Source organism: Aeromicrobium sp. (assembly GCF_036675695.1).
Lineage (GTDB): Bacteria > Actinomycetota > Actinomycetes > Propionibacteriales > Nocardioidaceae > Aeromicrobium.
In genome coordinates, this window is the sequence record NZ_JAKFEL010000148.1 from 37,543 (window position 1) to 57,424 (window position 19,882).

Here is a 19,882-nt window from a genome sequence, read left to right on the forward strand (position 1 = left end):
CAGTTTCGTAGGCGTGTGCTCTGGTGTGTTCGAACCATATCAGATCAAACGTTTGTCTAAAGGCCCGAAAGGGCCCACACTATTGACATTCAGCAACTCGATGAAGGATCAATTTGAGTCACCAATTTCGAATCGGCGTCGCCGGCGCAGGTTCGTGGGCGGCCATTGCCCACATTCCTGCAGTACTGGCGAATACAAACGCGACTCTCGCCGGAATCGCCGACCCAGACGCTGATCGACTGCGAGACACGGGTGAGGTATTCAACGTCGCGGCGCGTTTCACCGACCACCGCGACCTGATCGCCAACGGACGTCTTGACGCGCTCGTGGTTGCGACTCCACACACCACTCATTTTCAGTTGGCAACGGACGCCCTAGACGCTGGCTTGCACGTGCTCGTTGAGAAACCGTTCACAGTACATTCCGAGGACGCGCGGACATTGATCTCGAAGGCGCGTGATCGCGGACTTCACATCGTCGTGGGCTTTACCTCCCAGTTCTCACCCGCAGCGATCTTGACAAAGAAGATGCTTACTTCGGGCGCACTAGGCGATTTGAACCTGCTCTCCACTCTCTTCACATCGAATTTCGACGAGTTCGTACGGGGGGACCCGGGCGATGAAACAGAGGTGTCAGAGCTGAGCCCAGTCGGAGGTCCGAGTGTGTCCACCTACGCAGATCCCAGCATGTCAGGTGGTGGCCAAGGACAGTCCCAAGTGAGTCATGCCGTTGGCATGCAGTTGTGGGCGACAGGTCTTCGCGCAAAACGAGTTACAGCGTTCATGAGCTCTCAAGGGGCTCGCGTCGACCTAGTCGATGCAATCAGCTACCAACTGGACAATGGCGCCATCGGCTCGGTTGCGGCCACAGGGGCATTGGGACCACGTCAGGAGGTGCGTCAGGAGCTCCACTACTTCGGGACGCGGGGTTCGTTGCACCACAACTTCGTTACAGGCGAGTTGGTGTTCACGCCCTGGAATGGCGCAGCGTCTGAGGTCTTGTGCGAGCCACTGACGCCGGAACAAGGGCTCGCTCTTATCTCAGCGCCAGTTGATTGCCTCGTCGCCTTGATGAAGGGCGAAGGAATTAACTACGGTCCGGCTGAGGCGGCGACTACCGCCGTCGAACTTATTGAGGCTGCGTACATCTCCGCTGGCCAGAACGGCACCCCCGTCGAGATCGATGGACACGGCAAGTGAGTTGATCCCACCTGTGCAGCTCATCAGGGTTTGCTGGTCCGAGCCCTGGCCGCACGTCGGGCCCGATCAAGCGCCGCCATCAAGCGTGCCAGACCTCAAGAAGCTTCCCGCCGAAGGACTCAATGATGTCGGCCATGTGCTTATTCCAGCGCCTGACCAGCTGTTCGGACTCGAACTCGGCGAGTGAGATGACCGCCTGACTCGCGTCATGTTCGAAGTACCCGACCACGTCGGTCCCGCGTTGGAATAGCGTGAAGTTGCGAACACCCGCGCGCTGTTGGAGTGCGACCAGGTCGGGCCAAATCTCGTCGTGCCGCTGGCGGTACTCGGCCTCCTTACCTGCGGCAACCCTCAATGTGAAGGAATGCCGTGTGATCGCGCTCAAGAGGCCACATTCGCATCACCTTCGCGGACTTCCGCGAAGTCCGGCACAACTAGAGATACGGGCAACTCCAGAAATCCTGCAATCGTCTTCAGAAGTCGAGCTGCGTCCGCCCCGTACAGAATTCTGTGGTCGCAAGTCAGCGTCAACCGCATTTGCGATCCGATCGCGAGTATCCCGTCTTTCGCCACTGGCACGGTACGAATGGCTCCCACAGACAGGATCGCGGCTTGGCCCGCGTTGATGATCGCCGTGAAGTCACTCACCCCGAACACGCCCAGGTTCGAAACAGTGAACGTCCCGCCCGACATATCCGCTGGCGTGATTGATCCGTCACGCACGCGAGCCACGAGTTCCTTCGTCCGCATCGCAATTTGACTCGTGGTTAGGGCGTCGGCATTTTCGACAACCGGCACGAACAGTCCGTCCTCGGTGGCCACGGCTATACCTACGTTGATCTGAGCGGCCAGTTCCACCGCGTCGTCCACAAATCTCGAGTTGGCTTTCGGATGATGGCGGAGTGCCAGGCCGACAGCTTTCACGATCATGTCGTTGATTGAGGGTGCCCGACCGGAAAGCTCCGCCAGCGAGCGAAGTTGGGCCTGAAGGGACAACGCAGAATCCATTTCGATGTCACATGTAACAGAGAACTCTGGAACTGATGACTTCGTGGCCACCATCCGTTGCGCGATCGTTTTCTGTACCTGAGACAGTGCCACCAAACCGCCCACGCCCGAGCGCGTGTACGGGCTGATGCTTGACGGCGCAGCCGAAGGTTCCTCTTGCACGGGACCGACTTCGGTTACAGCCTTCGCCGCGGCCTCGATATCAGATTTCAGAACCCTGCCTCCAGACCCGGTGCCCTCCACGGTCGCGATATCGACGCCGAGACTTTTCGCGAGTTTCCGAGCCAATGGCGAGACTGACGGTCGGCTGACGTTTGCAGTTGGCGGAACTTCCGACGACTCGATATCCACCTGATCTCCGTCAGAGTGCTTTGCAATCTGGGGCTCTCTCGTCGTCGCTGGCGGATCGCCAATCGTCGCGATTATTGAGCCGACGGCCACCGTGGATCCAACTGGTTCCACTATGTGAAGTGGCCCAGATTCATCAGCCTCATAGGACATCGTCGCCTTGTCAGTTTCGATTTCGACGATCTCTTCACCTCGCGCAACCTGATCGCCATCTTCTTTGAGCCAGACCGCTATGACGCCCTCTTCCATCGAATCCGACAGTCGAGGCATATACACGTCACCCATTTGAGGTCCTTTCACAACGTTGGGTAGTGCTTCGCGCGATCAAGATCGAACCGCCGTCGCCCAGCTCTCGAAGGCGCAGTCAATTCTGAGGACGCGACACTCGTCGGAAGCCGTGGAGACCTTGTGTGGCGAGCCTTCGCGCACATGTTGAAACGCCCCTGGAGCTAAGGAACCACTCAGTCCGTTTGAGAACTCCAGGTCCAGTTTCCCTTCGCACACGAAGTAGACGCACTCTCGTCCTTGCAAAGTCTCGAGCCGGACCTCATCAGTTGGCTTGAGGGTTAGAGCTTCAGCGGAGAGCCCGCCTGATTTCGGGAGCTCTGCATCGACAAACGGTCGACCGACCGTCGCCTTTCCCAATTCACCCTCTTCGGTGAAGCCGTCGATCCGCCACTTGTGGTCAACGAAGTTTGGCGCGACGACACAAAACAAGTGAGCGTCAATTCTGGAGGTAGGGCCGAGAACGTTGTGGGGCACGTCTGCTGGAATGCAACACAAGTCGCCTTCCTGTACGACAAACTCATCTCCGCCTACTTCCACCCGTACGGCACCTTCCGCCATGAAGAAGTACTCGGCCGCACCGTCATGGGCGTGACGTGTCGGGCCGAGGACGTCGCCGTCAAACCCCGCGTCTCCGATTGCCCACGTCAGCGGTCCGCCTCTTGCGGCCTCGGTGAAGAAGAACTTGTCCGTTCCCCATCCGGGGATACTTGTCTGGTGCGCCACTGGATTCCTTCGGTCTAGTTTCAGTGATCTCGGGCCGGGTGAACCCACGAATAGGCTTGGCTGCCACCATCGATGTGCAGCAAAACGCCTGAGAGATAGCTGGTTGCAGGTGATCCGACGTATGCCAATGCATCAACGAGGTCGTCGATCGACACCGAGTCCTTCATCGGCGAGCGGTCGCGGATGGTGCCCGAATCGCGCTTCCCTGGAGTTCCATCGTCGATCCCGAACCCAGCGTGGACCAACCCAACGATCCGACACCCACCGCTAGTCCATTGGCGAATCTGAGTGCGCATCAGCGAGGTCATCGTTGACAGTGCGAGGTCATAGACCAGTCCTTCAGGACCGACATAGATGCCCGGCATTGGCAGGATCGCCACAAAGACCACAGGGACCTGGTGACGCACCGCCTCACTATGTGCGGCCGCGGCCGAGGCGAGCAGCAATTTTGCCTCTGAATACGGCTCCGGATCTGAGGAGGTTGTTGAAACCGCGTGCACCCAGACGATTCCAAATTCGGAGGCGTGATCGACCGTGCTTCTGCCCTGCGCGATCGAATCCGGGTCGATCCGCAGCAAAGCCAGACCCAGCGCGGTCTCGATCGCGTCACCAATGCGGTCATCGCGGCAAACTATGACTGCTCGAGTGGCCCCCCTCTTCACAACGCACCCGCCGTGGGAAAACCGTCGCTTGCGAGCCAGCCGCCGTCCACAGGCACGATCTGCCCGGTTATTAAAGCTGCGCGGTCAGACGCGAGGAAGAGCGCCGCGTCAGCCATCTCCGCGGTCTCGCCCAAGCGGGCCATAGGGGTTCGACCTTCAAAATCTCTAAGCGAAATGGAACCGCTCGATCCCGCCACGACATCATCGGTCATCTCGGTCCGTGTGACGGCCGGTGCCAACCCGTTTACACGCACACCTGTAATTGCCCACTCGACTGCTAGCACTTCGGTTAGAGACTTCAATCCAGCTTTAGCCGCGCTGTAGGCGGCCCGCTGCGGCCATCCGCCAAACGCGCTGATTGAGCAGATATTCACGATGGATCCACGTCCCAATTGCTGCATCCCGGGAGCAACGCGTCGCGCCAACTTGAACGGACCGGTCAACATCACCTTTTGATGCAGGTCCCATTCGGCGTCCGAAACCTCAACGGAGGGACGGACGACACACAAACCCGCATTGTTGATGAGAATTCCCACGGTTCCGATGTCGCGTTCGATCGAAGCGACAACATCGTCGATGGCCGCCGTATCGCTGACATCTAGTTCTAGAGCTGTGGCCTCAATCCCAGAGGCGACCAGTGTCGACGCGCAGTCCTTGGCGCCAGGCAGGTCTATGTCAGTGACGACGACTGTCGCTCCGTGACGCCCGAGTGTCTCGGCGAAAGAAGCACCCAATCCACGCGCCGCTCCAGTCACCAGACAAATTCGGCCTGCCAGCTCATCGGGAGCGAACGGCGCGGGCCAGGGGTCACCTGTCTCATTCGAACGTTCTGGTGATTCGTTCATCGACCTACCTCGTCCATGGATTTGCGCATTTGACCAGCGTAGAAACGCCAATCACGCGGATACGACCTTTCGAATCGCTTCGACGACCTTGGCAGTCGACGGGATCCAAAGTTCCTCCAGAGACTTCGCGAAGGGAATCGGCGTGTCCTCAGCAGCAACAATCACCGGCGCGCTGTCGAACAACTCGAACTGCCCCTGCACGAGCGATGACACCAGCGTTGCGCCCCAGCTTCCCGCATGAGACGCCTCTTGGACTACAACAAGCCGATTGGTGCGCTGCAAACTCGTCACAACGGTTTCCAAGTCGAACGGGACCAAGGTACGCGGATCAATGACCTCGACCTCCACCCCATCAACTGCAAGTGCGGTCGCTGCGTCCAAGCAAGGTTGAAGCATGGCTTGAGTTGCAATGACCGTGACGTCATTTCCCCGCCTGGCGACCCGAGCGGTGCCAAGACTGACAGTAGGCATTTCGTCCGGCATATCTGCCTTGATGTTGTACAGACCCTTGTGTTCGAAGAACAACACCGGATCAGGATCCCGGATTGCGGCTCGAAGCAGGCAATATGCATCGACCGGAGTCGCTGGAACCACCAGCTTGAGACCAGCCACGTTGAGGAACCAATTCTCCACTGCCTGAGAATGCTGCGCCCCGAATCCTCCGCCTGCGCCTCCGGCGCCCATTCGCAGGGTTACCGGGAGGGTCACTTGGCCGCCTGTCATGTACCTGTACTTGGCCAACTCGTTGACGATCCCGTCGAAACATACGGCGGCGAAATCGGCGAACATGATCTCGGCGACGGGTCGCAGTCCCTGGATCGCTGCGCCGATCGCCGTGCCCACAATCGCTTGTTCTGAGATCGGCGTGTCAAGCACACGTCCGGGGCCAAACTCTTCGAAGAGTCCTTCCGTCGCCTTGAAGACACCGCCAGCGGCTCCGACGTCTTCTCCAAACACGAACACCGAGTCATCGGAAGCGAGTTCGTCTGACATCGCGCGTGTAATGGCTTGCTTGTAAGTCAGAGTCTCAGTCATGCGTACACGTGCTCCAATCGAGAAGCGGGCAGGGGCTCCGGCCAATTCATCGCTCTTTCCAGCGCTCCTGCCACCGAGGTGGCTGCATCCGCACGAACCTGCTCGATACGTTCGCTTTTCACGCCGGCCTCAAGGAGCGTCTGAACGCACTGCTCGATTGGGTCCTTCTCGAGCCACACCTCAAGTTCTCCCTCTGGGCGGTACTTCGCTGGATCTGATCGGGAGTGACCCTTGTGGCGATAGGTCAGGGCTTCAATGAATGTGGGGCCCTCTCCCGACCGGGCGCAACTGACCGCTTCACTTGCCGCCGCATGCATCTTCATCAGATCGTTGCCGTCAACTTGCACGCCCGGCATCGCGTAGGACGAAGCGCGCTCGACAAGGTGGTCGAGAGGGGTCGTCGATCGCAGAGGCGAGTACTCGCCGTAAAGGTTGTTTTCACAGATAAACACAACCGGCAGCTTCCAGACCGAGGCGAGGTTCATCGATTCGTGGAACGCGCCAATGTTGGTCGCGCCATCCCCAAAGAAGCAGACGCTCACTTCGCCAGTACCGCGAAAGCGGGAAGCGAACGCAAATCCGCATGCGATGGGTAGATGCCCTCCGACTATCGCGAACGAACCCATCGCACCACTTTCGACGTGGGTCAGGTGCATCGATCCACCCTTGCCGCCGCACAGGCCCTCTGCCTTTCCCAATATCTCTCCGAATGAACGATCAAGGGGGGCGCCCATCGCCAACGTCGCTGCGTGGCCCCGATAGGTGCATGTCATTGTGTCGCCGTCCCGCAAGGCCAGGGCCGTTCCCACCGAAACGGCTTCCTGCCCTTGTCCAAGGTGGGTCGATCCACGCACGAGTCCGGCAGCGAACAACCGGTGGCATTCGTCTTCAAATCCGCGGATTTCGAGCATCGTCCGCAGCCCGTCGACTTGTTGATCGAGCGTGAGAGCAGTGCTCGCATCCTTGGTCCGACCCATATCGATCCTCATCTCAGTCAAGCGTTTGTCTAAACGTACACGACTGGATGCCTACGTGTCATGGTGATCGCACCGCTGAGGTTACCGAGCGCCGCCTGGGTGCGTAGATGGGTCGCACCGGCTTGTCGTTGACCAAAGCCAAACGGTTGTCTAGCGTGGTCACCGACTTCCACGGCAACCTCAACGATCCTTCGACGGAGCACGTATGCCTACAGCCATTCGCACCCTGATCGACGGTCTTGACCATCCTGAAGGCATAGCGTGGGATCCCAACGGCTTCCTCTTCGCCGGAGGCGAGGCGGGGCAAATCTACAGAGTCGACATTCGCGGGAAGCGCCCGGAGTCACAAGAGATTGCCAACACCGGCGGCTTCGCTCTGGGGATTGCCCTCGACGATTTGCGACGCGTATACGTGTGCGACATGGGGCTACGCAAAGTGGTCCGGGTGGATCCATCGAGCGGTGCGATTGAGCACTATGCCGATGGAGACGACGACGAACCAATGATGGCGCCCAACCACCTTGTGTTCGATCGAACTGGCCGACTCTACGTATCGGACTCGGGCGAATGGGGTGCCGAGAATGGCAAGATCTGGGTGGTTGAGTCGGACAGAACTTGCCGCGTTGTGGATCGCGAGAGCTCACGATTTCCTAACGGCTTGGCAATCGATCCCGACGGCGAGTTTCTGTATGTCGTCGAGTCGACGCTTCCAGGCGTCGTACGTCACAAGTTGTTCTCGGAATCCGGTGAACTAGGTCCCCGCGAGGTCCACCTGGAGCTTCCGCAAACCGTGCCCGATGGTCTGGCGTTCGCAGCCGACGGTCGACTGGTAATTACCTGTTACCGCCCCGACCGCGTGTACCTGTGGTCACGCGATTCCATGGAAATCTTGGTCGACGATTGGCAAGCAATCGGTGTCTCCGCACCTACCAACGCCGCGTTCTTTGGCCCCAATCTTGACCGATTGGGCATAGCAAATTTAGGCGACCTCTTCCTGTCCGAAATCCTGACCGATATTGAGGGCGCCGATCTCAACAGACCCAAGGGCCTTATATGACATTCGAATCGAATGAGTCGCTTGAGATGCACCTCGGACTCGGGCAGGGCTTGGTTCCTGAGGACCCTGACGAGTTGACGCCACAGAGAGCCAGTCAGATCTCGCAGCTCGGCGTTACTCGCATCATGACGCATTTCGCAGTCGCCCCCGGTGGACTCGGCGGAGACCGAGGAAAGACACTCGCTGAAACGCTAGATAACGCGGGGCTCGGAATAGTCCAATACGGCGGTTTTGGCCCGCGCCTGGTCAGCCCCGACGCGAGGATTGCGGCTCATGACATTGGGATAATCGCCGAAGCCATGTCGTCGGCTCAAACGGTTGGGGCAGAGGCAATGCTCTTCGGGTGTGGTTCACACCATCCAACATTCAGCTATGGCCCAGATCCACGGAATCACACACAGGAAACGCGAGACCGGCTGGTTCGCAATCTCGCGATACTCGCCCGGCACGCCGAAGACGCTGAGATGCCCGTGAGTCTGGAGGCTCACTTGTTGACAACATTGGATACGCCCGAGCACGTGCGCGAAATTCTGGATGCGGTCGACTCTCCGTGGATTCGCGCGAACTACGATCCGGTCAATTTCCTCGGCTCGCTCGAAGCCGTGTTCTCCTCTGGAGAGGTTGCAGAGAGCGCGGCAGCGACTCTGGGCCCTCGACTGGCTCCCTCAGCACACATCAAGGACGTTGTGGTTGAGCCCGACCTTGTCCTAAAGATTTCCGAGGCTGCTCCTGGTACCGGGGTCATGGACCTGCCGGCCGTACTACGGGCGTGTCGCCACCTACCCTCAGACGCGACACTGCTTGTAGAGCACCTAGGAGTTCGTGAATCAGCCGCAGCACTTCGGTGTGTACAAGAGCTAGGAGCCGAACATGGAGTCCGCTTCATCTCCTGACAGCCAAAGCGGAACAGACCGAAATGCTCAACCGACTGACTCAGAGGTCAAGGACCTCGGCACGAGCGGTAGCATGAGCCGTGTGCAAGACAATCCTTTGAGCGCCCCGTCGGGTCGCCGACGACAAAAATCTGCAGTGCGTATGTCAGACGTGGCAGCGCTTGCCGGAGTAGACACGTCCGTAGTCTCGCGGGTGATCAATGGAGACGAGCGGCTATTGGTGAGGCCCGAAACGCGTCAGCGAGTGCTGGACGCGATCGATCGCCTTGGCTATCGCCCGAACATCGCTGCCCGCATGCTCAAGACTTCCCGCACGATGGCTATTGGTCTCGTCATCCCAGATTTCGCGAACGCCAGCCACGCCCAGATCGCGATCGGCGCGGAGCAGCGCGCGAACGACGCGGGTTACATTCTGCTCGTTGCCAGCGGCGCAGCTGAACATAGGTTGGCCCAGCTCCATGGAAGAGTCGACGGCCTGCTTTACGCCATTGCTACGGGCGATCCGGCTGCCCCCGTGCAATTGCCTGAAGGCATCCCATGCCTGCTGGTCAATCGGCGTGAGCCACACCTTGGACCCAGCGTCATCGGCAACGACGAGGCGAGCGCGGAGGTGGCCACACAACATCTCATCGATCTCGGGCACCGTCGGATCGCTCACCTGGTCGTCAACGTTCCGCTCGACACGGGTAACAGACGAACGGCCGGATACTTGCGCGCGATGAGCAACGCCGGTTTGCCGGTTCCCCCCGAGCTGGGCATCACCACCGACGTAGACGAGATCGGCGGGTACAAGGCGACACTCGAACTCCTCCATCGCGAACCCAGGCCCACCGCGCTTCTGATCGCGACGTCGAGGTGGGCCATGGGTGCCCTCGCGGCTTGTGACGAGTTAGGGGTACGAGTGCCCGAGGATCTCTCGATCGTCGCCTTCTCCGACACCCCGATTGGTGAGTTCATGCATCCCGCGTTGACGACCGTCGAACTACCTCTACGCGCCATGGGTGTGACGGCTGTTGAAATGCTCCTCCGCCTCATCGACGATGAGGATGTGGCGGATGTCGAATTGGACGAGTTGCCTCGCCTAACTCAGCGAGCGTCTACGGCGCCTCCGCCTCCGGACTAACGGCAAGACCAGGGGTGGGCGAGCCCGCTCGGACACGTTTTCAGGGACCTGACTATTTGGTGACCAAGGCGTAAAAGCGAGCAGCGTTGCCACCCCAGAAGCCATCGCGTTCTTCATCTGAACGACTCGATAGTGCGGCGCGCGCGCCCTCAATGAGTGTCGCTAGTGAGCCTCCCAATTCTTCGATCGGAAGGTTGCTGCCAAACATGATTCGTTCGCATCCAAAGCGTTCGATCAGGGTAGTGGTGTACTCGCAGATGTCTGAGGGTGACCGGGCTGAGTGAGAGATGCCTGACACTTTCACGTACACGTTCGCACAGTTCGCGAGGCGCGCGATCCCCTCTTTCCAAACATCTCTGTCGTTGGCAAGTTCATCGGGCGACCCGCAGTGATCAAGAACAATCGCGGTATCTGGGAAATCCGACGCGAGATCCGCCGCTTCAGTCAACTGCCACGGAAAGACCTGCATATCGAAACGAAGGCCTAGGGGTTGCAGAAGCGCAAACCCCTTCCTCCATGCCGGGTCTGCCATCTGGCTGGGGGCACGAGCGAGTCGAAATTCGGGACGGCGCGACCAACCAAGAGGGTCTCGAACACCACGAAACGCTGGGTGCCGGGCGTGCGCGGTGAGAACCTTTCGAGCGTCAGGTGCCTCCAGTTGAACAGCTCCAACAATTGCGGTCGGCCATCCCCCGCTGTCATGCATATGTTGCAGCCAGCGCGTCTCACCCACCGGGTCGTCCACGTTCCAGCTGGCTTCCACGTGCACTGAAGCAGCCACCCGCAGAGGCTTGACCTCCTCCAGATACTCCTTCGGCTGGTACTTGAAATAGCGCCGACGAATCACGTCTTCCTCGCTGCCCGGCGCGGGCCGGCGCAACCAGGGATGATCGTCGCGACTCAGGTCCCAAAAGTGCTGGTGAGCATCCACCACCCGCGTCTCGCCGAAAGGTCCGCTCATTGAGAGTCCATCGAATCATGCGAGCTGCGGGGATTGAGCGGCTTGTGAGTTGGATCCCGTTGTGAGTGTGTGGCAGAAACGATCTCTAGCGAAATCGCGCGAGTCACCGGCTCACCCGCAGAGATCCATGTCGCTTGCCCGTGTCGAATTGCGTGGTCAAGCCCATTCTCGTGCGGGACGGAGGCAGGTTCCAGGCCCAGAACTCGTCCCTCAGCTCCCCAGACACCCTCCGGTGCTCGGTTTTCGTGCCAGAGCCACAGGTACGGCAGTTCGTCGATTCGCCACCTAAGAGTCGCGCGCAGTTCACGTCGCTGGGACGAGATTTCGACGACGCCTTCCGACAGCGGTCCGAGTACCTCAAACCCCATATGCGGCGCGTCGTCCTCGAAGCTCAGCGCGGGACTCGCTGAATCCAACGACCTCCCGGCGACTTCAATCACCAGATTCTGCTCAAGGAAAGCGGACCCAATGGCGAAGTGTTCAACATGGAGCATCGGAATTGGTCTGTCCGACGCGGTTGACCAAGTAGTCGTTACCTCGAGTCGTGGGCCGACTACCTCGTACAGGCGGGTGACATGCAACCCATGCCCCTCCCAAACGAGCTGAGCCGTCGAGTGCTCTGCACCAGTTATCCGCCACCGGTCGCTTGACGCGCGCCCGTGAAACCCGTGATGAACGCCGTCAACGTTGCTTTGACGACCCGCGTTGGGCGTCAGGACTTGCCAGCCCCCGCGATACCCAGCTTCCCAGACTGCAGCACTGAGGTCTCCATGTGACGTCCGTGTGCGAACACTCGGTGCTGTTGCCAGCAGCGAGATTCCGCTCGCAACATCAACGACCGACACGATCTCGGCCCCATTCAGTGGATCCACCGTCACGTTGAGGGCAGCCGAACTCAGACTGATCACTCGGTCTCCACGACGTGAGGTGCTCGCAGTGGATGAACCGCCAAGCAGGTGACGCGCACATCGAACCAAGGAAACAGCGGCAAAGTCGCGATCGCCGAATGCAACTCGGTCGCGTCGACGGCCTTCCAGATGGCCACATTTGCAAGACGGCCAGGAATTCGCCAGATGTCGACGAGCACCCCTTCGTCGAGTAGTTGGGTTCCTCGAGCTCGCTCATCAGCAAGGAGTTCTGACCGTCGCTCTTCCGACATGTCTGCAGGAAGTCTGATATCAATCTCAACGAGAAACTCCACATAGTCTGTCTATCGGATAGAATTCGACCAAGTCAAGCGTTTGACTACCGTTGATGGAGGCCGCGTGGACGACATCCCGCAGACACAGGAACGAGTCGCCGTCGTCACAGGCGCAGCAATGGGAATCGGACTCGCGATTTCCAAGCGCTTGGTGAAGGAAGGGATCGTAGTAGTCGGCGTTGATGTGAATCACGCACGACTCGTCGAGGCATCCAGCGAGCTGAACGGCCGACTGGTTCCGCTCGAAGGCGATATCTCAGACTGGTCCACACATTTGCACGCCGCTGACGCTGCTCAAGCAGAAGGACGACTCGCCTACTGGGTGAACAACGCAGGGATCGATGCAGTTGGGGGTGCGCACGAAGTTACAGAAGCATCTCTCGTCGACGCGCTAAAGGTGCTGCAGCTGGGACCCATGTTTGGCTGCGCCATCGCCGTGCGGCAAATGCTCGCGAATGGTGGCGGATCAATCGTGAACGTCTCATCTATTCAAGGAGTCGCAGCCTTTCCTCGCTATTTCGCCTACCAAGCAGCGAAAGCAGCTCTGACTATGGTCTCGAAGGGAATCGCCGCCGACTACGGTCACTTGGGCATTCGATGCAATGCGCTACTGCCTGGCCTGGTTGACACCCCGATGACCCGCGCTACGTTGGTCGGAACCGACGATCTCGAAGCCGCTTTGCGTGAAGAAAGTCGCCTCAGTCCGATGGAGCGACCCGGCACCCCAGAAGAGATCGCGAACGCAGCTTGGTTTCTTCTCTCATCGGAGTCGAGTTACGTCACGGGCGCCTCACTCGTAGTAGATGGCGGAGCAACTACGCGGTGCTTGCCGCATGAGCGGATTGAGATCCAGCGATGAGCGACGAGAACACCCGAGACGACGCCAACGGTGCACCTTCGACCGGCCCAAATGCCGATCCGGAAGGCATCTCTCCCAGATTGGCCAGTTGGCTGAGGAGCCTTGAGTTGCGAATATTCCAAACGGGAGAACGCCTTCACAAGGATCGATTCATGATTGTTCTGGGAGGTTCAGGGTTTGACCCAGCCGATGCGATCATCGATGGCCGCGGAGCTACCGACGCAGAGGAACGTCGTCGCCAAAGCCAGCTCCCGGATGATCGAGCTTGACTAATGGCTCGCGCCCACAGATTTGGCATTGACGCCGTTCCCCCTTGCTCACGTCGCGAGAGCCTGCCGGGCTGAGATCATTTGTTGCCAGGGATTGGTCCGCGAAAAAGCCGGGACAGAAATCGTAAGGATCTATTGCACTAGTCAAACGATTGTGCAATCGTCTCGGAGTTAGGTACGGAGGGCTGGCATTTGGCTAGCCGAGCAACGCGGCTACGCCTGGTCGCGTGAATGGACGCAGAGGAGTCGCACGTTGCAGCCAAGCAGGCTTCGCTGCGAGCACCGTGAGGACGTGCCCTGCGTCGACACGCCGGCACCGCGATTCGCCTGGACGCTGAACGCGGACGGGCGGAACAGACGGCAAACCGCTTACCAGATTCGGGTTTGGCCCGACGGCGCCGCCCACGACGATCCGACTCGCCTGTTTTGGGACAGCGGCATGGTGGAGTCGTCGGAAACTCTCGAGATTCCATACTCGGGGCTACCTCTCCCACCTGCCTCGACTTTTGTGTGGACAGTACGGGTCCGCGATGAATCTGACATAGTGCACGGCTGGGCAGAACCTGCGCTCTTCCGCACGGCCCTTGACTCGTGGGGCGCCGTCTGGATACGACATAACCCGCTTGTGGCGCCAAGCACCCGTCCGTCGGACGACGCGAGTTACCCCGCCGAATTGCTCGATCGCGAGGAGCCGTCCCCATACATGCGGAGAGAGTTTCAGGTCGACAGTGAAATCTCCCGCGCGACCCTCTACGTTACGGCCCGTGGTCTTGTCGAGGTCCAAGTCAATGGTCAACGAGTCGGTGACAACCTCCTCGACCCAGGCTGGACCGACTATCACAAGCGCATTGAGTACCAGGCGCACGATGTCACTGCGTATGTCCGCAACGGGCCTAACGCGATTGGCGCAATATTGGGTACAGGATGGTATGCGGGCCACGTGGGCTTCGATCACGAACACCCCAGCGCTTGGTACGGCCACTCACCGGAACTGTTGTGCGAGGTGCGCATTGAACATGCCGACGGAAGGACGACCATCGTCACCAGCGATGGCTCATGGCGTGCGACCCGAAACGGACCTATCCGCTATTCGGATCTCCTGCATGGGGAACGTATCGACGCGCGCTACGGCCTCGGCGGCTGGAGCAAGCCGAATTTCGATGACACGGATTGGAGTCCAGTCCTGGTCTCCGAGACTCCTGAGGTCCCCATCATCGTTCCTGCGCGAGCTCAGCCCATCCGAGTCACAGCGCAGCTCAAGCCGATTTCGGTGACCCAGCAGGCGTCGGACACTTTCACGTTTGACCTCGGACAGAACATGGTCGGATGGGTCCGTCTTGCGGTCCAAGGTCCGCGTGGCACTCGACTTGAGCTGCGCTTTGCCGAGATGCTGGACCGTGACGGCTCCATTTACACGGCGAACCTGCGAAGCGCACGCGCACAAGACACCTTCGTCCTAGCGGGCACGAACGAGATAGAAGTTTTCGAGCCTCACTTCACCTTTCACGGATTTCGCTACGTCGAAGTGCGCGGCGAAATTGATCCGCTGCTACCCGAGAACCTCACAGGTCTCGTGGTCTCATCCGACACGCCACAGACCGGGTCATTCACTTGTTCAGACGAGATGGTGAATCAACTCCAACGAAATATTGAATGGGGACAACGAGGAAACTTCATTTCGGTTCCCACCGATTGTCCCCAACGAGACGAGCGACTGGGGTGGCTCGGCGATGCCCAGATTTTCCTCCCGACTGCGTCGCTGAATATGGATATCGACGCGTTCGTGTCGAAGTGGGGCGACGACGTGCTTGATGCGCAGTCTCCGAGTGGAGCCTATTCCGACGTCGCCCCGCGCATAGTCGCCTCGACCGACGGCGCGCCCGCGTGGGCGGACGCGGGCGTGATTGTTCCGTGGACTCACTATCGCCGCTATGGCGACCTCCGAATGCTCCGACGCCACTGGCCGCACATGGAGCGCTACCTCGCCTACATTGAGCGCGAGAACCCGAAACTGCTCTGGTCTCGTGAGGGAATGGATGACTACGGCGATTGGCTCTCCGTCGATGAGCACACTCCCCCCGAAGTCATCGCAACGGCGTACTGGGCGCACGATGCCAGCATCATGGCGCAAGCCGCCGACGTGCTAGGCAACACCGAGCGCAAGATCGCATACCAAGACCTTTACGGGAGAATCTCCAAAGCCTTCAATGACGCATACGTCGACGACGATGGCAGGATCCGTGGGAACACCCAGACTGGCTATGTACTCGCATTGGCGTTCGGAGTCTTGCCCGCTGAGAAGCGCGCGAAGGCTGCCGCCCACCTCGTCGAAAATATTGAAGACCGCGGATGGCACCTCGCTACCGGATTTCTCGGTGCAGGTCACCTCTGTCCCGTGTTGACGGAGTCGGGCTATCCGGACGTGGCTCACAGACTCCTGCTACAGGACACCTATCCATCCTGGGGATACTCCATCCGGCATGGTGCGACAACCATCTGGGAACGCTGGGATGGCTGGACGAAGCATGCAGGATTCCAGACACCCGAGATGAATTCCTTCAACCACTACTCATTGGGCGCGATCGGAGCCTGGCTCTTTGAATATGTTGGCGGCATCCGACAGGGCCAAGATGAATTCACGTACGAGAATGTCCTGATCGCTCCGGTCCCGGGAGACCTCGCCTACGCTCGCACGACCTACCGCTCGGTTCGCGGAACCTTCGTGAGCGATTGGGTTCAGGCAGACTCCAGATTCACGCTGAAGGTTGACGTTCCGCCAAATACCCGGGCGACACTAACTATCCCAGCTGGTAGCGGGCCGCTCCTCGAGGGTGGCAGTTCGGCTCAGGATGCTGCAGGCGTGACTAGCGTTCAGCGGGACGAGCAATTCTGGACCACCAAGATCACTTCAGGTCACTACGAATTCCAAGCTCTGGGAGTTCAGCCGGCTCGAGGGCCCAAGTTCTAAGGGATCCTCCGCGCACTAGTCAGTTTGCGGTGCTGAATGGTCTGTCGGTCCCCCTGCTCGTGCCTGCCCAAGATTAACCGCCAATGCATCGTCACGTGCTTCGACCGCTCGCACTACTTCCCGATTCCCGCGAGAATCCCCCGTGCCAACGATCGCTGTCCCACAAGGAAGACGACAAACATCGGCGCCATGGCAATCACGACCGCCGCAGCCGTCCTTGGAACGTTGCTGACATGTAGATCGTTCAGAAGTGCGGTGGCCGGGATCAGCAGCCGCTTCTCGGGATCTTGGATCAGCACAACTCCGGCAAGAAGGTCGCTCCAAGTTGCGACAAAGGCCAGGACGGCCAAAGTCGCAACGATCGGCTTGCACAGCGGAAGAACAATGTACGCGAGCTGTTGCCATGGGTTCGCGCCGTCGAGCTGCGCAGCCTCAAGTAACTCGTCCGGGATGGCCTTGAGGAACGTGTAGACCAGATACAGACCCAAACTTGAGGTCCACCCAGCGTAAATGGCGCCCATCACATACAGGTTGTCGGTCAGACCCGCGTCACTGAGTTGCAGGAACAGCGGAATGATGTAGACGGGCAACGGAATTGCGGTCGTGGCAATGAGCAGTACACGCCAAGAGGTCGACCACCGACCTGGGCGGCGAACGAACCAAAAAGCCCCGGTAACCGAGATTGCGACCGCCACGAGTACGCCGATCGAAACCGAAATTACTGAATGGAGCATCGCTGCGCCGAGATCGGCGTCCGTCCACGCCGAGGCGAAGTTTTCGAACGTCAATTTCGTTGAAAGCGATACGGAATCACGTTCAAACTCGCTCCGCGGTTTCAGAGCGGTGTTGATCAAGAAAACGAACGGGTACAAAAATGGGAGGGTGAGAAGCAGGAGCAAGAACGTTCTCCGCTTAGAGCTCCTGCTTCGCAAGCTCCTTTTGCGCGCTCTCACGCGCGGCTCTCTCTGTATTTCGCCGACATCCAACCCACACCCATGATGAATGCGGCAATGGCCAGCAAGAGGACAGATTCAGCGGCAGCAAAATCGAAGTTCCCATACGTCAGCGCATTGACGTACAAGTCCCAGTCGAGCGTTGTGCTCGCGTAACCTGGCCCCCCTCCAGTCAGCGTGAAGATCCAGGGGAAGATGCCCGTAAAGACCATAATCACGAGGAGCACCGTCCAAAGCTCGACCGTGGGACGGATGCTTGGGAGAATTATGTGTCGCATTCGCTGCCACCATCCCGCGCCGTCCAGTTCCGCGCTCTCCAGAAGCTCTCCATCGACTGCAGTTAGTGCTGCGGAGAACAGGACCACACCCATGCCCATGGTCGCCCACGCGAGTACAAGGATGATCACGGGCTTGACCAGGTTCTCATTTGTGAGCCACCCATTTGCCAAGGCGCCAAGACCGAGACGACGCAGTGTCTCATTGAGTGTTCCATTGGTGGCAAGCATGAATGAAAAGAGCAAGCCGATGAGAGCTGGAGGCGATGTGCCAGCGAAGAAGAAGATCGCCCTGAATGCCCCTGGGAGCGGCACGCCTTCGTAGAGGAGGAACGACACTGCGAGGGGAAAACCAACCCATAGCGGCACGCCCAGCAACAGGATGAATTGATTCGAGAGCAGTTGTTGAAACTGGTCAGAAGCGAAGATCTCGCGATAGTTGTCCAGTCCTATCCAGGTCGATCCGTAGCCCGGAGTCCATTCCGTGAACGAGTGCCAGATCGCGCTGCCAACCGGGATGAGCACCACAAACGCGATCAACACGGTGACCGGTAGCACCATGAACAGTTCTGACGCTGCGCTCGTGACGCGGCGGAGCCCCGAGAAGGCGGTCCGCCGCGCCACGCGCGTATTTTCAGTGAGTTGGTGCATCAACATTTGTGTTAGTTGGATTTTTCTTGCTCGGACTGAACTTGGTCAGACACGTCGTCCCACTTCTTGTCACCCGATACAACTTGCGGGACGACCTTCAACAGGGCGATCTCAACGTTCGCGCCAATGGCACCGATCTGGCCGCCCAGGTGTGTTTGCTTGGTGCGCATCCACTCGATGATTTGTTTGGCAGCCTCGTCTGTGACATTTGGTTTGGCATTGACATTCGCCGGCATCGCGCCGTTCTTCTCGAAACGCAGTTCCGAGTTCTCCTTATTCGCGACGAACATCATGTACTCGTACACGACCTCGGGATGCTTGGTCCACTTGGTCATGGCCGAGCCTCCCGCCATTCCTATCTGAATGCGCTGCTCGTCCCAAAGGCCGTCAGCCACCAACGGGAAAAGCGCAACGCCAAGATCCTTCTTGCCCCAAGCCGTCTCGCGGAAGAGCTTCCAGTGGACGTCGCCTCCGGTGAACCCGATGCTCATGGCAGCCTTGCCCGACTTGAACTGGTTGACCACATCCGGGAACAGGTTGATGGTCTCTGAATCGGGGGTGAAGCATCCGCGGTCATGCAGCTCTCGCAGCCGGTCAAAGCCCTTCGACACCGAAGGATCCTGCCAATCTGGATTGGCGACCTGCTCGTCCATCTTGGTATCCGGTATGTACTGCGGCGCGAAGTTTTGGAACATTATCTCACCCAAGCCGCCGTCCTTGAAACCTCCAGCGAACGGCACGATGCCAGCCGACTTCAGCCTGTCGCATGTCGCCAGGAAGGCGTCCCAGGTCGTTGGTGGGGCTTCGGGATCTAGTCCAGCCTCCCGGAACAGCGCCTTGTTGTAGTAGATCACCGTTCCTGCCGTCTCGGTCGGAACTGTGAAGTGCTTGCCCCCCGCTAGCTTGGCATTCTCTGCCCAAGCTGTGAGGGTTGCCTCGTCGCCCGGGGCCATGAGGTCGTCCAGCTCCCGTACGGCGGGGAAGTCGAGCACCCATTTGCCCCCGTATGCTGCAAACACATCAGGGCCCTTTTGCGCCGCCATGGCTGTACGAAGCAACGTTGGGTAAGTCTCTGGCGGTTGATGAACCCTCTTGATCGTGACGTTAGGGTACTTGGCTTCGAAAGCGTCATCGATCTGCTCATCCACTTCCGGATTGAGTGAGTTGCCAAGGTCCCAGACCGTCAGCGTGAACTTCTCGTCGGTCAAGTTCTTGTCACTTCCGCCACTACACGCGGCGAGCAGCGCTATTAGAAGCGCGCAGATGCTCGCCGTAAGTCTGTTCCGTTTCATGTGGAGCTCCTTTGGACTATCAATGGTGTGCTGGCAACGATCGGGACGGCGCCCACCCGCCGGCCCGAGCAACGCTGCAATTCTCGACATTCACGGCAGCGTAGTAGCGTCCGAACGAAAAGGCAATCGTTTGACTCGATTGATACGGCCGTCGGGTGCCGCGCAGGCTGGTCCTACTTGGGGCGCCATGCCAACCGCGCGCCCTCACGGCTTGATACGAGCAGTCAATCGCTTGAAGCGGAGGGTTCTGAGAAAATGTCATTGCTCCCGCGGCAACTCCGTCTATGTCCAGGAA

18 protein-coding genes are annotated in these 19,882 nt (G+C 59.2%); 6 read left to right on the plus strand and 12 right to left on the minus strand.

The window, feature by feature from the left end:
* The first annotated feature begins 113 nt into the window (after window positions 1–113).
* Complete coding sequence (locus V6M39_RS18070; RefSeq protein WP_442880751.1) at window positions 114–1,199, plus strand: Gfo/Idh/MocA family protein; 1,086 nt, start codon at window positions 114–116, stop codon at window positions 1,197–1,199.
* A gap of 79 nt (window positions 1,200–1,278) precedes the next feature.
* Here V6M39_RS18070 and V6M39_RS09265 read toward each other — a convergent pair whose 3' ends face one another.
* The 7 genes from V6M39_RS09265 to V6M39_RS09295 all read right to left on the minus strand — a co-directional run bounded on the left by V6M39_RS09265 (window position 1,279) and on the right by V6M39_RS09295 (window position 7,097).
* Window positions 1,279–1,584, minus strand: coding sequence for an L-rhamnose mutarotase (locus V6M39_RS09265; RefSeq protein WP_332643535.1), 306 nt, complete (start codon window positions 1,582–1,584; stop codon window positions 1,279–1,281).
* A complete protein-coding gene (locus V6M39_RS09270) occupies window positions 1,581–2,840 on the minus strand; it encodes a dihydrolipoamide acetyltransferase family protein (protein WP_332643536.1) in 1,260 nt (419 codons plus the stop codon). The genes V6M39_RS09265 and V6M39_RS09270 overlap by 4 nt, the downstream gene beginning before the upstream one ends.
* Window positions 2,841–2,879: 39 nt before the next feature.
* Window positions 2,880–3,566 carry a cupin domain-containing protein gene (locus V6M39_RS09275; protein ID WP_332643537.1) on the minus strand — a complete coding sequence of 229 codons (687 nt, stop codon included), beginning with the start codon at window positions 3,564–3,566 and terminating at the stop codon, window positions 2,880–2,882.
* A gap of 20 nt (window positions 3,567–3,586) precedes the next feature.
* Window positions 3,587–4,144 (minus strand): hypothetical protein, encoded by a 558-nt coding sequence (locus tag V6M39_RS09280; RefSeq protein WP_332643538.1) that lies wholly within the window; start codon window positions 4,142–4,144, stop codon window positions 3,587–3,589.
* A gap of 80 nt (window positions 4,145–4,224) precedes the next feature.
* The gene (locus tag V6M39_RS09285; RefSeq protein ID WP_332643539.1) at window positions 4,225–5,073 is read right to left on the minus strand and encodes an SDR family NAD(P)-dependent oxidoreductase; all 849 of its coding nucleotides are present in this window, start codon (window positions 5,071–5,073) and stop codon (window positions 4,225–4,227) included.
* A gap of 51 nt (window positions 5,074–5,124) precedes the next feature.
* The gene (locus tag V6M39_RS09290; RefSeq protein WP_332643540.1) at window positions 5,125–6,108 is read right to left on the minus strand and encodes an alpha-ketoacid dehydrogenase subunit beta; all 984 of its coding nucleotides are present in this window, start codon (window positions 6,106–6,108) and stop codon (window positions 5,125–5,127) included.
* On the minus strand, window positions 6,105–7,097 hold the full coding sequence (locus tag V6M39_RS09295; protein WP_332643541.1) for a thiamine pyrophosphate-dependent dehydrogenase E1 component subunit alpha: 993 nt from the start codon (window positions 7,095–7,097) through the stop codon (window positions 6,105–6,107). Before V6M39_RS09295 ends, V6M39_RS09290 begins: the two co-directional genes overlap by 4 nt.
* A 193-nt stretch (window positions 7,098–7,290) precedes the next feature.
* On the opposite strand from V6M39_RS09295, the gene V6M39_RS09300 reads away from it, so the two are divergent.
* From V6M39_RS09300 to V6M39_RS09310, 3 genes are all read left to right on the plus strand, one after another.
* Window positions 7,291–8,142 carry an SMP-30/gluconolactonase/LRE family protein gene (locus V6M39_RS09300; RefSeq protein ID WP_332643542.1) on the plus strand — a complete coding sequence of 284 codons (852 nt, stop codon included), beginning with the start codon at window positions 7,291–7,293 and terminating at the stop codon, window positions 8,140–8,142.
* Window positions 8,139–9,035, plus strand: coding sequence for a sugar phosphate isomerase/epimerase family protein (locus tag V6M39_RS09305; RefSeq protein WP_332643543.1), 897 nt, complete (start codon window positions 8,139–8,141; stop codon window positions 9,033–9,035). The genes V6M39_RS09300 and V6M39_RS09305 overlap by 4 nt, the downstream gene beginning before the upstream one ends.
* A 142-nt stretch (window positions 9,036–9,177) precedes the next feature.
* Window positions 9,178–10,158: a LacI family DNA-binding transcriptional regulator gene (locus V6M39_RS09310; RefSeq protein WP_332643544.1), complete on the plus strand. Its 981-nt coding sequence runs from the start codon at window positions 9,178–9,180 to the stop codon at window positions 10,156–10,158.
* Window positions 10,159–10,210: 52 nt separating this feature from the next.
* On the opposite strand, the gene V6M39_RS09315 is transcribed toward V6M39_RS09310, so the two are convergent.
* Both V6M39_RS09315 and V6M39_RS18075 read right to left on the minus strand, forming a co-directional pair.
* On the minus strand, window positions 10,211–11,119 hold the full coding sequence (locus tag V6M39_RS09315) for an amidohydrolase family protein (RefSeq protein WP_332643545.1): 909 nt from the start codon (window positions 11,117–11,119) through the stop codon (window positions 10,211–10,213).
* Between the two features lie 904 nt (window positions 11,120–12,023).
* Window positions 12,024–12,320 carry a muconolactone Delta-isomerase gene (locus tag V6M39_RS18075; RefSeq protein ID WP_442880753.1) on the minus strand — a complete coding sequence of 99 codons (297 nt, stop codon included), beginning with the start codon at window positions 12,318–12,320 and terminating at the stop codon, window positions 12,024–12,026.
* Window positions 12,321–12,384: 64 nt separating this feature from the next.
* Between V6M39_RS18075 and V6M39_RS09320 the strand changes: the two genes are divergently transcribed.
* Complete coding sequence (locus tag V6M39_RS09320) at window positions 12,385–13,179, plus strand: SDR family NAD(P)-dependent oxidoreductase (RefSeq protein ID WP_332643546.1); 795 nt, start codon at window positions 12,385–12,387, stop codon at window positions 13,177–13,179.
* A 522-nt stretch (window positions 13,180–13,701) separates the two neighbouring features.
* On the plus strand, window positions 13,702–16,416 hold the full coding sequence (locus V6M39_RS09325) for a family 78 glycoside hydrolase catalytic domain (protein ID WP_442880754.1): 2,715 nt from the start codon (window positions 13,702–13,704) through the stop codon (window positions 16,414–16,416).
* A 113-nt stretch (window positions 16,417–16,529) separates the two neighbouring features.
* On the opposite strand, the gene V6M39_RS09330 is transcribed toward V6M39_RS09325, so the two are convergent.
* From V6M39_RS09330 to V6M39_RS09340, 3 genes are read right to left on the minus strand one after another with little or no spacing between them, the layout of a single operon-like run.
* Window positions 16,530–17,315: a carbohydrate ABC transporter permease gene (locus V6M39_RS09330; protein ID WP_332643548.1), complete on the minus strand. Its 786-nt coding sequence runs from the start codon at window positions 17,313–17,315 to the stop codon at window positions 16,530–16,532.
* A 50-nt stretch (window positions 17,316–17,365) separates the two neighbouring features.
* The gene (locus V6M39_RS09335) at window positions 17,366–18,268 is read right to left on the minus strand and encodes a carbohydrate ABC transporter permease (RefSeq protein ID WP_332643549.1); all 903 of its coding nucleotides are present in this window, start codon (window positions 18,266–18,268) and stop codon (window positions 17,366–17,368) included.
* A gap of 38 nt (window positions 18,269–18,306) precedes the next feature.
* A complete protein-coding gene (locus tag V6M39_RS09340) occupies window positions 18,307–19,503 on the minus strand; it encodes an ABC transporter substrate-binding protein (RefSeq protein WP_332643550.1) in 1,197 nt (398 codons plus the stop codon).
* Window positions 19,504–19,882: the final 379 nt, after the last annotated feature.

Bases quoted from the DNA above. Each gene is read 5' to 3' on its own strand.
- V6M39_RS09270 (WP_332643536.1), bottom strand. From the start codon at position 2,840: ATGGGTGACGTGTATATGCCTCGACTGTCGGATTCGATGGAAGAGGGC.
- V6M39_RS09300 (WP_332643542.1), top strand. From the start codon at position 7,291: ATGCCTACAGCCATTCGCACCCTGATCGACGGTCTTGACCATCCTGAA.
- V6M39_RS09295 (WP_332643541.1), bottom strand. From the start codon at position 7,097: ATGAGGATCGATATGGGTCGGACCAAGGATGCGAGCACTGCTCTCACG.
- V6M39_RS09290 (WP_332643540.1), bottom strand. From the start codon at position 6,108: ATGACTGAGACTCTGACTTACAAGCAAGCCATTACACGCGCGATGTCA.
- V6M39_RS09315 (WP_332643545.1), bottom strand. From the start codon at position 11,119: ATGAGCGGACCTTTCGGCGAGACGCGGGTGGTGGATGCTCACCAGCAC.
- V6M39_RS09305 (WP_332643543.1), top strand. From the start codon at position 8,139: ATGACATTCGAATCGAATGAGTCGCTTGAGATGCACCTCGGACTCGGG.
- V6M39_RS09310 (WP_332643544.1), top strand. From the start codon at position 9,178: ATGTCAGACGTGGCAGCGCTTGCCGGAGTAGACACGTCCGTAGTCTCG.
- V6M39_RS09285 (WP_332643539.1), bottom strand. From the start codon at position 5,073: ATGAACGAATCACCAGAACGTTCGAATGAGACAGGTGACCCCTGGCCC.